The organism is Crossiella cryophila, from assembly GCF_014204915.1.
Taxonomy (GTDB): Bacteria; Actinomycetota; Actinomycetes; order Mycobacteriales; family Pseudonocardiaceae; genus Crossiella; species Crossiella cryophila.
Genome location: NZ_JACHMH010000001.1, coordinates 7159110 through 7172690, shown reverse-complemented (window position 1 = coordinate 7172690; position 13581 = coordinate 7159110). Strand labels below are relative to the sequence as shown.

Genomic DNA, 13581 nt, shown 5'->3' with positions numbered 1-13581 from the left:
AGCACCGAGGACAAGCTGCGGCACTTCCTCAAGGAGGTCACCGCCGACCTCCGGCGCACCCGCCAGAGCCTGCGTGAGCACCAGGAACGGGCGAGTGAGCCGATCGCGATCGTCGGCATGGCCTGCCGCTACCCCGGCGGGGTGGCCACCCCGGACCAGCTCTGGGACCTGGTCGCACAGGGCCGGGACGCGATCACCGAGTTCCCCGCCGACCGCGGCTGGGGCGAGGTCGGCGCCAGCACCCGCTTCGGCGGCTTCCTGCCCGACGCCGCCGAGTTCGACCCGGCCTTCTTCGCCATGTCACCGCGCGAGGCCCTGGCCACCGATCCGCAGCAGCGCCTGCTGCTGGAACTGGCCTGGGAATCCCTGGAACGCGCCGGGATCGTGCCGGCCGCGCTGCGCGGCAGCCGCACCGGCGTGTACGTCGGCGCACTGCACCAGGACTACCGCTCGGTGCTGGACCAGGTCGAGGAGCTGCCGCCGGGCTTCGCCAGCACCGGCAACACCTGCAGCGTGCTGTCCGGCCGGATCGCCTACACCCTCGGCCTGGAAGGCCCGGCGCTGTCCATCGACACCGCCTGCTCCTCCTCCCTGGTCGCACTGCACCAGGCCGTGCAGGCCCTGCGCACCGGCGACTGCGAACTGGCCCTGGCCGGTGGCGTCACCGTGATGCCGACCCCGGAGGCATTCCTGGAGTTCACCCGCCAGGAGGGCCTCGCCGTGGACGGCCGGTGCAAGTCCTTCTCCGACAACGCCGACGGCACCAGCTTCGCCGAGGGCGCCGGACTGCTGGTGCTGGAACGCCTTTCCGAGGCCCAGCGGCACGGCAGGGACATCCTCGCGGTGATCCGCGGCGGCGCGGTCAACCAGGACGGCGCGTCCAACGGACTCAGCGCCCCCAACGGCTCCGCGCAACGCCGGGTACTCGCCGCCGCACTGGCCAACGCGGGCCTGCGCGCGGCCGAGGTCGACCTGATCGAGGCACACGGCACCGGCACCACCCTGGGCGATCCGATCGAGGCAAGCGCGCTGGTGGACACCTACGGGCAGGACCGGGACACCCCGGTGCTGCTGGGTTCGCTGAAGTCCAACCTCGGACACACCCAGGCGGCAGCGGGAGTAGGCGGGGTGATCAAGCTGGTCGGCGCGCTGCGACACGGCATCGTGCCGCCGACCCTGCACGTCACCGCGCCCACCTCGAAGGTGGACTGGGCGGCTGGCCGGGTCGAACTCGCCACCACCGCCCGGCCCTGGCCCGAGCTGGACCGGCCGCGCCGCGCGGCGGTGTCCTCCTTCGGCATCTCCGGCACCAACGCCCACCTCATCCTGGAACAGGCCCCGGAACCGGACCTAGTCGAGTCCACTGTGGACGGATCGGCGCCCTGGCTGCTCTCCGCGAAGGACCCCGCCGCCCTGCGTGCCCAGGCCGGTGCGCTGGCCGCGTACCTGTCCGAGCGCCAACCGACCGGTCGGGAGGTGGCGTTCTCGCTGGCCACCACACGCACCCACTTCGAGCACCGCGCGCTGGTCACCTCGACGGCCGGACTGCACGCGCTGGCGGACGGGGAGCCGTCGGCGGACCTGGAACTGGGCCGGGTGCTGGGCCGGACCGCGCCGGTGTTCGTGTTCCCGGGGCAGGGTTCGCAGTGGGTTGGCATGGCGATGGAGTTGTTGGCGCACCCCGTTTTCGCCGAGTCGATGGAGGAGTGCGCGACGGCGTTCGCGGAGTTCGTGGACTGGTCACTGCCGGAGGTGCTCGCCGACGCGGAGGCGCTGAAGCGGGTCGACGTGGTGCAGCCCGCGTTGTTCGCGGTGATGGTGTCGCTGGCGAAATTGTGGCGGTCCTACGGGGTGGAACCGGCGGGAGTGGTCGGCCACTCGCAGGGGGAGATCGCGGCCGCGCACGTCGCCGGTGCACTGTCCCTTGTGGACGCCGCCAGGGTGGTGTGCGTGCGGTCGAAGCTGATCGCGCGGGAACTGGCCGGGCGCGGCGGCATGGCCTCGGTGGCGTTGCCGCTGGCCCAGGTGGAGGAGCTGATCGCGCCGTTCGGGGCTGAGCTGTCGATCGCGGCGGTCAACGGGCCCGCCTCGGCGGTGGTGTCCGGCACCGCCGAGGCCATCGCCGCGCTGGACGCGAGTGCGGAGCGGGTCCGGCGGATCGAGGTCGACTACGCCTCGCACTCCGCACTGGTCGGCGGGATCCGGGACGCGGTGCTCGCCGGACTGGCGCCGGTGCGGCCGGGTGCGGCGGAGGTGCCGTTCTACTCCTCCCTGCACGGCGAACGGTTCGACCCCACCGGCCTGGACGCCGACTACTGGTACGCCAACCTGCGTGAGCCGGTGGACTTCGCCGGTGCGGTCAGCGCGCTGCTGGGCGCGCGGCACCAGGTTTTCCTGGAGATGAGCGCGCACCCGGTACTCAGCACGGGGGTGGAGCAGACCGCGGCCGCGCTGGGTCTCCCGGTCGCCGCGCTGGGCACGTTGCGGCGTGGGGAGGGCGGGCCGGAGCGGTTCGCCCGCGCGCTCTGCGCCGCGCACCTGCACGGGGTCGCGGTTGACTGGGCCGCGGTGTTCCCCGGTGCGCGCCGGGTGGACCTGCCGACCTATGCCTTCCAGCGCACCAGGTTCTGGCCAACCGACCCGGCCGTCACCCCGGTCGAACTGCCCGCCGCCGAGTCACGCGACCTGGTGGAACTGGTCCGCGCACACGTGGCCGCGGTGCTCGGACACCGCAGTGCCGCCGAGGTGCCGCTGGACCGGGCCTTCACCGACCTCGGCCTGGACTCGCTGACCGCCACCCAGCTCCGCCGCTCGCTCAGCGCGGCCACCGGCGTGGACCTGCCGATCAGCCTCGCCTTCGACCACCCCACCCCCGCCGCCGTGGCCGCCTACCTGGCAGGCGCCCAGGACCAGACCCCGGTGCGGCGCACGGTGGCCGACGACGGCGATCCGGTGGTGATCATCGGCATGGCCTGCCGCTACCCGGGCGGCGTCACCGACCCCGACGAGCTGTGGCGCCTGGTCGCCGAGGAGCGCGACGCGGTGGGCGAGTTCCCGCTCGACCGCGGCTGGGACCTGGACGAGTTGGCCAGGATCAGCGCCACCACCAGGGGCGGCTTCCTCGACGGCGCGGCGAGGTTCGACCCGGAGTTCTTCGGCATCAGCCCACGCGAGGCCCTGGCCATGGACCCGCAACAGCGCCAACTCCTGGAAACCGCCTGGGAAGCCCTGGAACGCAGCGGCCTGGACCCCACCGCCCTGCGCGGCACAGCAGCAGGCGTGTTCGTCGGCGCCTCCCAGCAGGACTACCTCACCACCGCCGAGGGCGAGACCGCCGAACTGGGCGGCCTGGTGATGACCGGCCGCCTGTCCAGCGTGCTCTCCGGCCGCATCGCCTACACCCTGGACCTTAAGGGCCCCGCGGTCACCGTGGACACGGCATGTTCTTCCTCCCTGGTCGCCCTGCACCTGGCCGCCCAGTCGGTGCGCAACGGCGAGAGCGAGCTGGCCCTGGCCGGCGGCGTCGCGGTGATGGCCACCCCCTTCGCCTACGAGGAATTCACCCACCAGGGCGGCCTCGCCGCCGACGGCCGCTGCAAGGCCTTCGCCCAGGAGGCCGACGGCACCGGCTGGGCCGAAGGCGTCGGCCTGGTGGTCCTCACCCGCCAGTCCACCGCCCGCCGCGCCGGCCACCGGATTCTCGCCGTGCTGCGCGGCAGTGCGATCAACCAGGACGGTGCCTCCAACGGCCTGGCCGCCCCCAACGGCACCGCCCAGCAACGAGTCATCCGCCAGGCCCTCGCCAACGCCCGCCTCACCCCCGAGGAGGTCGACCTGGTCGAGGCGCACGGCACCGGCACCACGCTGGGCGACCCAATCGAGGCCAACGCGCTCATCGCCACCTACGGCCAGGATCGCGAGCAGCCGCTGTGGCTGGGGTCGCTGAAGTCGAACCTGGGGCATGCGGCCGCAGCTGCGGGGATTGGCGGGGTGATCAAGACGGTGGAGGCGTTGCAGCACGGGGTGTTGCCGCGGACGCTGCACGTTGGCGAGCCGATGTCCACAGTGGACTGGAAGAGTGTGCGGGTACTCGCGGAGGCTCGGGCGTGGCCGGAACTGGATCGGCCGCGGCGGGCGGCGGTGTCGTCGTTCGGGGTTTCGGGGACCAACGCGCATGTGATTCTGGAACAGGGCCCGGCGGAACCCGCCGCGACCCACGACGAAGCCGGCACAGCGTCCGCACCCTGGCCCCTGTCCGGCCGAACCCCGGCTGCCGTGCGTGCCCAGGCCGCCCGACTCTCAGCCCACCTCGCCGCACACCCCGACCTCCGCCCGGTCGACATCGGCCACTCCCTGGCCACCACCCGCACAACCTTCGACCACCGCGCCGTCGTCTTCAACCAGGACGAGCTGACCCGGCTCGCTCAGGGCGGCCCCGTCGTCCAGGCCACCGGATCCCGCCCCGTCTTCGTCTTCCCCGGGCAGGGCTCGCAGTGGGTGGGGATGGCGGTGGAGTTGCTGGCGCACAACGTTTTCGCCGAGTCCATGCGGGAGTGCGCGGATGCCTTCGCCGGGCTGGTCGAGTGGTCGCTGCTCGACGTCCTGACCGACGCTGATGCCCTGCGCCGGGTCGATGTGGTGCAGCCGGTGTTGTTCGCGGTGAACGTTTCCCTGGCCCGGTTGTGGCGTTCGTACGGGGTGGAACCGGAGGGCGTGGTCGGCCACTCGCAGGGCGAGATCGCCGCCGCGTACGTGGCCGGGGCACTGTCGCTTGTGGACGCTGCTCGGGTGGTCTGCCTGCGGTCGAAGCTGATCGCGAGGGAACTGGCCGGGCTGGGTGGCATGGTGGCACTGCCGATTCCGGTCGCGGAGGCCGAGAAGTTGTCCGCGACACACGGACTGTCGGTGGCCGCGGTGAATGGGCCGGAGTCGGTGGTGGTGTCCGGCCCAACCGCCGGGGTGGAGTCGTTGCTGGCCGCGGATGGTCGGGCCCGGCGGATCGAGGTGGACTACGCCTCGCACTCGGCCGGCGTCGAGGTCATCCGCGCGAAACTGCTCGAATCCCTGGCCGGGATCACTCCGAGGGCGGCCGCGGTGCCGTACTACTCCGCGCTGACCGGCGGTCGGTTCGACACCGCGGGCCTGGATGCCGAGTACTGGTACCAGAACCTCCGCGAGCGCGTGGACTTCCACGGCGCGGTCACCACCATGCTCGCCGACGGGTTCGACGTGTTCATCGAATCCAGCGCGCACCCCGTGCTCACCAGCGCCATCCCCACCCCGGCCGTGCTCGGCACCCTGCGCCGCGACGAAGGTGGCCTGGACCAGCTGCACCGCGCCCTCGCCGAGGCGTTCACCCATGGCGTCACCGTGGACTGGCGGCCCGCGCACCCGGACGGCCGGGTCGTCCCGTTGCCCACCTACGCCTTCCAGCACAGCCACCTGTGGGTCACGCCCCGCCGTGACCCGGCCGAGCGTTGGCGGCACCGGATCGACTGGGTCCCGCTGCCCGAACCGGACCACACCACGGAACTCGGCCGCTGGCTCGTTGTGGGCGATGACCACCTGGCCACCGCCCTGGGTGCCACCGCGGTGACGGATGGCAGTCGAGCCGAGGTAGCCGCGGCCCTGCGCGTGCACGCCGCCGACGGCATCCTGCTCGCCTCCGCCACTCCGGCGGCGGCCGCGCGTTTTGTGCAGGCCGTGGACGACGCGGGACTGGGCCTGCCGATGTGGATCGCCACCAGGAACGCCGTGGCCGTCGGATCCGCCGATGCCGCACCGAATCCGGACGCCGCCGGGGTCTGGGGGCTGGCCCGGGTCGCGTCCTGGGAGTACCCCGGCATCTGGGGTGGCCTGGTCGACTTGCCCGCAGAACTCGACGAAGCCACCGTCGACCGGCTGCGCGCACTGCTCGCCGGGAAGCCGGAGGAAACGCAGATCGCGTTGCGTGCCAACGGTCTGCTTGGCCGCAGACTCACCCGCCTCACCCCGGAAACCCCCACCCGGACGTGGACCCCTGAGGGCACCGTTCTCATCACCGGTGGCACCGGTGGGATTGGCGCCGAGGTGGCCCGCTGGTGTGCCAGCCAGGGTGCCCGGAAGCTCGTCCTGGTCAGCCGACGGGGTCCCGAAGCCCCTGGGGCGCAACAACTCCGGGTGGACTGCGAGCAACTCGGCGCGGAGGTCGTACTGGTGGCCGCCGACGTCGCCGACCAGGACCGGATGGCCGAGCTGCTCGCCGAACACCCACCCGCCAACGTGTTCCACCTCGCCGCCAGCCTGGCCGACGGTGTCCTGGACACCCTCACCGAGCAGGACCTGGCCGAGGTCCTGCGGGCGAAAGCCGTTGGCGCCCAGGTACTTGACGAGTTGACCCGCGGTCGGAACCTGGACGCGTTCGTGTTGTTCTCCTCGATCTCCGGGGTGTTCGGCGTGCCGGGGCTCGGCGCCTACGCCACCGCCAACGCCATGCTCGACGCCGTCGCCCAGCGGAGGCACGCCGCCGGGGAGCACGCCCTGTCCGTGGCCTGGGGCGCCTGGGCCGGGGACGGTCTGGCCACGCACGTCGTCGGCGACGAACGCCTGCGCCGGATGGGCCTGACCGCGATGCCGGTGCCCGCCGCCCTGGCAGCCCTGTCCCACGCGCTCAACCGGCGGGCGGTGACCCTCGCGGTGTTCAACGCCGACTGGTCGCGAGTGCCCGCCCAGACCCGCGACGGGCTCGGCGCGCTGTTGCACGATCTGCCCGAGGCCCGCCCGGTACCGGTGATCCAGCCGGTGGCCGCCGACCCGCTCGCCGGACTGACCGGGGAGCAACGAGCCGCCCGGCTGCGGGAGATCGTGCGGGCGGAGGTGGCCGCGGTGCTCGGCCACCCGGACGGCAGTGCGGTCGACCCGCGGCGGATCTTCGGCGAACTCGGCTTCGACTCGCTGGCCTCGGTGCGGCTGCGCAACCGGCTCACCGAGATCACCGGCCTGGCCCTGCCGGTCACCGTGGTCTTCGACCATCCCACCGCCACCGCGCTGGCCGCGCACCTGGCCGAGCGGCTCGGGGCGGCCGGACCGGAGGTGCCGGAGCTGCTGGCGAGTCTGGCGGCCCTGCTGGACAACGACGAGGGCGGCGTCCTGCGTGGCGGCGTCGAGGCACTGCTGCGCGGCAGACCGGCGCCGGCGGACGTGCCCCGCTTCGACAGCGCCTCCGACGAGGAGCTGTTCGGCTTCATCGACCAGGCCAACGCCCAGTCCTGACCTACTGGAGAACCCCATGACCGCCAGCGAATGCCCCGTGCACAACTACCCCTTCGGGGAACAGCGCGGCCTGGACGAGCACCCCGGCCTGCAGGCCGCCCGCGCCGCCGAGGGCCTCACCCGGATCCAGATGCCCTACGGCGACCCGGCCTGGCTGGTCACCCGGTACCACGACATCAAGGTGGTGCTCGCCGACCCCAGGTTCAGCCGGACCGCGGTGCTGGGCAAGGACGTCGCACGCAGCACCCCGGCCATCGAGACCGACATGTCCATCCTGTCCATGGACCCGCCCGAGCACACCCGGCTACGCAGGCTGGTCGCCAGGGCCTTCACCGTCCGGCAGGTCGACGCGCTGCGCCCGGTGGTCGAGGAGACCATCAACACGCTGCTGGATGCCATGGCGGCCAACGGGAACACCGCCGACCTGGCCTCGGCGCTGAGCTGGCCGCTGCCGGTGCGGGTGATCTCCAGCCTGCTCGGTGTGCCGGTGGCGGACCACTCCAGGTTCGCCCAGTGGACCGACGACATCATGTCGGTCAACGCCGAGGACCTGGACCTGATCATCGCCGCCAGGGACGGCCTCATCGGCTACCTCGCCGAGCTGATCGCCCAGCGTCGCGCGCAGCCAGGTGAGGACCTACTCAGCAAACTCGTCGAGGCCCGCGACCTGGACGACCGGCTGGACGAGACCGAACTCGTCGTCTTCGGCATGACCCTGCTGCTGGCCGGGCACGAGACCACCGCCAACCAGATCGGCAACTTCCTCTTCCAGCTGCTCAGCCGGCCGGAGCTGTGGAAACGGCTGGTCGCCGAGCCGGAACTGGTGCCAGGCGCGGTGGAGGAACTGCTCCGGCACACCCCGCTGGCCTCGGCCGGGAACTTCCCGCGGATGGCGATCGAGGACGTGGAACTCGGCGGCACCCTGGTGCGGGCCGGGGAGGTCGTGGTGGTGCACATGGCCGCCGGCAACCGGGACGAGACCGTCTTCCCCGACGCCGCGACCATCGACCTCACCCGGGACGCGGCCAACCACATCGCGTTCGGCCACGGCGCGCACCACTGCCTCGGCGCCCGGCTGGCCAGGGTGGAGCTGCAACTGGTGCTCAGCGCGCTGATCAGCCGCTTCCCCGGCCTGCACCTGACGGTGCCTGCCGAGGAAGTGCCGTGGCGGACGGCCCGCCTGGTCAACGGGGTCAGCTCCCTACCGGTCGGTTGGTGAGGCGGCGATGACCGAGACGGACAAGCTGCGCGCCTACCTGCGCCAGGCCAGCGCGGAACTGCACACGCTGCGTAACAGGGTGAGCGAGCTGGAGGACCCCAGCGCCGAACCACTCGCGATCGTCGGCATGGCCTGCCGCTACCCGGGCGGGGTGGACAGCCCGGACGCGCTGTGGCGACTGGTGATCGACGAGGTGGACGCGATCACCGACTTCCCGGCCGACCGGGGCTGGCGGCTCGAACCGGGGGACAGCGTCACCGCCCGCGGTGGCTTCCTCGCCGACGCGGGTGGGTTCGACCCCGGCTTCTTCGGGGTGTCCCCGCGTGAGGCCCGCGGCATGGACCCGCAGCAGCGACTGGCACTTGAGGTGTCCTGGGAGTCGCTGGAACACGCCGGGATCGTGCCGGAGACCTTGCAGGACAAGGCGGTCGGCGTGTTCGTCGGCGCTTCTTACCAGGGCTACGACACGCTGACCGATGTCGCGGACAACCTGATCGGCAACGTGGCCAGCGTCATCTCCGGCCGGATCGCCTACACCCTGGGCCTGACCGGCCCCGCGCTGACCGTGGACACGGCCTGCTCCTCCTCCCTGGTCGCTCTGCACCTGGCCGCGGACTCGTTGCGGCGCGGTGAATGCGAGCTGGCACTGGCCGGTGGCGTCACGGTGCAGGCACTGCCCAAGCTGTTCGTGGAGTTCTCCCGCCAGCAGGGGCTTTCCGCCGACGGGCGCTGCCGCTCCTACGCCGGGGACGCCGACGGCACCGGCTTCGCCGAGGGCGCCGGACTGCTGGTGCTGCAACGACTTTCCGACGCACAGGCCGCCGGCCGCCGGGTGCTCGCGGTGCTCCGCGGTTCGGCGGTCAACCAGGACGGCGCCTCCAACGGCCTGACCGCGCCCAGCGGCAAGGCCCAGGAGCGGGTCATCCGGGCAGCCCTGGCCAACGCCGGACTCACCATCGCCGACGTCGACCTGGTGGAGGGCCATGGCACCGGCACCGTGCTCGGCGACCCCATCGAGGCTGGCGCACTGGCCGCCACCTACGGCAAACGGGCGGGTGAGCCGCTGTACCTCGGGTCGGTGAAGTCCAACCTCGGGCACACCCAGGCCGCCGCCGGCGTCGCCGGTGTCATCAAGATGGTGCAGGCACTGCACGCGGGCCTGCTACCCAAGTCCCTGCACGCCGAGACGCCAACATCCACAGTGGACTGGAAGAACATCGCGGTGCTCGCCGAAGCCCGCCAATGGCCTGAGCTGGATCGGCCGCGCCGGGCCGCGGTGTCCTCCTTCGGGGTCTCCGGCACCAACGCGCACGTGATCCTGGAAGCCGTTGAACCCGAACCGGTCCGGCCGGAACCCGCCGCCACGCTGGCGCCGTTCCTGGTCTCCGGCCGTGACGACCTCACCGGCCCGGCCCGGCGACTGCGGGACCGGCTGGCCGAGCCGGTCGCCCTGCCCGACCTGGCCCATTCCCTGATCACCACCCGCACCCACTTCACCCGGCGGGCCGTGCTGATCGCGGCTGACGCGGCCGAACTGACCGACCGGTTGGTCGACCTCGCCGACGGGCGGCCGCACGCCGACCTCGTCACCGGCGAGGTCCGCACCGATGGCAAGCCGGTGTTCGTCTTCCCCGGCCAGGGCTCGCAGTGGGTTGGCATGGCGGTGGAACTGCTGGGCGAACCGGTGTTCGCGGAGTCGATGGCGGAGTGTGCCAAGGCGTTCGGTGAGTTCGTGGACTGGTCGTTGCTGGAGGTGCTCGCCGACGCCGAGCTGCTCCAGCGGGTCGACGTGGTCCAGCCTGCGTTGTTCGCGGTGCACGTGTCCCTGGCCAAGCTGTGGCGTTCGCGCGGGGTCGAACCGGCCGCGGTGGTCGGCCACTCCCAGGGCGAGGTCGCCGCCGCGCACGTGGCCGGGGCACTGTCCCTTGTGGACGCGGCGCGGGTGATCTGCCTGCGTTCCAAGCTGATCGCGCGGGAACTGGCCGGGCGCGGTGGCATCGCCTCGGTGGCGCTGCCGCTGGCGGCGGTGCGGGAGCTGATCGCACCCTTCGGCGCGGACCTGGAGATCGCGGCGCTGAACGGTCCGGAGTACGTGGTGGTATCCGGCGCTGCCGAGGCGGTGACCGCGCTGGTGGACCGGCACGAGCGGGTGCGCCGGATCGAGGTGGACTACGCCTCGCACACCGCGGCCGTGGACTCGCTGCGGGCCGACCTGCTCGCCGCACTGGCCCCGATCCGGCCGGTCACGAGCGAGATCCCGGTGTACTGCGGGGCCACCGGCGGGCCGGTGGACGGCACTGACCTGACCGCCGGGCACTGGTTCACCAGCCTGCGGGTGTGCGTGGACTTCCAGGGTGCGGTGACCGAGCTGATCGCGGCCGGACACCGGGTTTTCCTGGAGATGAGCGCACATCCGGTGCTGACCACCGCGGTCGAGCAGATCGCCGGGGACACCGAGGTCGCCGCACTCGGCACCTTGCGCCGCAACGAGGGCGGCGTCCGTCAGTGGCTGCGGGCCCTCGGCGGCGCGCATGCCGCCGGTGTCGAGGTGGACTGGACGCCGGAGCTGCCCGAGGGCACCCGCGTCATCGACCTGCCCACCTACGCCTTCCAGCGGGAACGGTTCTGGCTGGAACCCAGTGCTGCCAAGGGTGCTGCCGGGTTCGCCGCGCTCGACCACGGACTGCTGAGCGCGGCCGTCCGGGTGGCCGACAGCGGTGACGTGCTGCTGACCGGCTCGCTGTCCCTGACCACCCACCCGTGGCTGGCCGAGCACGCGGTACTGGGCTCGGTGTTGTTGCCCGGCGCGGCTTTTGTCGAACTGGCCATCCGTGCCGGGGATGAGATCGGCAGCCCGGTGCTGGCCGAACTCACCCAGCACGCCCCGCTGGTCCTGCCCGAGCAGGGCCAGGTGGCCATCCAGGTGCGGATCACCACCGACGGCCAGGCGCAAATCCACAGTGCCACCGGCGACACCTGGACCCACCACGCCAGCGCCCAGCTCACCGACAGCCCCATCGCCCCGGCCGCACTGACCTGGCCGCCACCCGGCGAACCCGTTGACCTCACCCAGTTCTACCCGGATCTCGCCGGTGACGGACTGGTCTACGGCCCGGTCTTCCAGGGTGTGCGCGCGGTGTGGCGGGCCGAGGATGACTGGTACGCCGAGGTCGAGTTGCCCGAGCACGCCACCGGCGAGTTCGTGCTGCACCCCGCTCTGCTGGACGCGGCCCTCCAGGTCGCCGCCCACGTCGGACGCCAACCCGGCAGGACCCTGCTGCCCTTCGCCTGGACCGGTGTCAGCGTGCACGGCGCCGGTGCGCGTTCGCTGCGGGTGCGGATCACCGGCGACCTCTCGCTGCTGGCCACCGATCCGGCGGGCAACCCGGTGCTCACCGTCGAGGGCCTGCACTCCCGCCCGGTCCGCCCGGATGCCCTCGGCCCGGCGACCGACGGTCTGCTCTCCCGCCTGGACTGGACCGAGTTCGCCGGTCAGTCCACTGTGGACACGATCAGCTACGACTGTCCGACCGAGGGCGATCCGGTGCAGATCACCGCCCAGGTGCTGGCCGTCGTGCAGGAACACCTCGCCGCCGACCGTCCACAGTGCCTGGTCGTGCGCACCAGGGGAGCGGTGTCCACCGGATCGCACGACCCGGTCACCGCACTCAACCAGGCCCCGGTCTGGGGACTGCTGCGTGCGGCCCAGGCCGAGCATCCCGACCGCCTCGCCCTGCTCGACGACGACGGCCACCCGGCCGCCGCCGTGCCTACCGGAGCCCCACAGCTGGCCCTGCGCAACGGAAAGGCCCTCGCCCCGAACCTGGTCCCGGCCGACCAGGACGGCGAGTTCCCCAAGCTGCCCGCGGACGGCACGGTGCTGATCACCGGCGGCACCAGCGGCCTGGGCGCCCTGCTGGCCCGTCACCTCGCCCGGACCCACGGCGTGCGGAACCTGGTCCTGCTCAGCCGCTCCGGCCCCACCGCTGCGGGGGTGGCCGAACTCGTGGCCGAGCTGGCCGAACTAGGCGCGAGCGCCCAGGTGCACGCCTGCGACGTCAGCGACCGCGAGCAGCTCAGCAGGGTGCTCGACGGCATCACCGGCCTGGCCGGGATCGTGCACGCCGCCGCCGTGCTCGACGACGGGGTGGTCACCGCGCTCACCGCCGACCGCCTGCGCACCGTGCTGGCCGCCAAGGCCGAGGGCGCCCGGCACCTGCACGAGCTGACCCGAGACAGTGATCTCCGCCTGTTCGTGCTGTTCTCCAGTGCCGCGGGCATCCTCGGCTCACCGGGTCAGGCGAGCTACGCCGCCGCCAACGCCTACCTGGATGCCCTGGCCACCCACCGGCACGCCCTCGGCCTGCCGGCACATTCCCTGGCCTGGGGCCTCTGGCAGCAGGCCACCACCCTCACCGCCCCGGTCACCGGCCGCCCGCAGCGGGTCGGCGCACTGTCCACAGTGGAGGGACTGGCCCTGTTCGACCGCGCGGTCTCCGGCACCGAACCGGTCGCCATTCCACTACGCCGCGCCGCACCCGAACCAACCCGTCGCCGCGCGGCCGTGACCGCCGAACCCGGCCTGACCGATCGGTTGGCGGCGCTGACCCCGGCCGAACGCGGGCGTGAGCTGCTGAACCTGGTGCGGGAGCACGCGGCCGCGCTGCTCGGCTTCGCCGGTGGCGAGCAGATCGACCCGCGCAGGCCGTTCCTGAAGTCCGGATTCGACTCCCTCGCCGCGGTGGAACTGCGCAACCGGCTCAACCAAGCCACCGGCCTGCGCCTGCCGCCGACCATCATCTTCGACCACCCCACCCCGGAAGCCCTGGCCGAGCGACTCAGCGGCGAACTCGGCGGCACGCACGGCACCGAAACCGCACTGCTGAACGCCCTCGACCTGATCGAGGCCACCCTGACCGCGCCAGGCACCGACGGAACCCTGCTGGCCAGGCTGACCGGCCGGATCGCCCAGCTGCACCAGCACACCAGCACCGCCAGCCCCGACCGGCAGTCCGCCACCGAACTGCGGGAGGCCAGCGCCGACGAGCTGCTCGCGTTCATCCACACCGAACTCGGCATGCACAAGTAACGCGCCCGCCCCCTCTTTCACA

The 13581-nt window shown here is 72.5% G+C and carries 1 protein-coding gene and 2 pseudogenes; all 3 read left to right on the top strand.

Annotation, left to right across the window (positions count from 1 at the left end; all coding sequences use genetic code 11):
* Positions 1-6: 6 nt before the first annotated feature.
* Positions 7-7039 (top strand): annotated as a pseudogene (locus HNR67_RS45085) (type I polyketide synthase); the annotation flags it as partial.
* 228 nt (positions 7040-7267) lie between these two features.
* Positions 7268-8470 (top strand): cytochrome P450, encoded by a 1203-nt coding sequence (locus tag HNR67_RS31165; protein WP_185005743.1) that lies wholly within the window; start codon positions 7268-7270, stop codon positions 8468-8470.
* Between the two features lie 7 nt (positions 8471-8477).
* Positions 8478-13559, top strand: a pseudogene (locus tag HNR67_RS31160) (SDR family NAD(P)-dependent oxidoreductase); the annotation flags it as partial.
* Positions 13560-13581 lie beyond the last annotated feature (22 nt).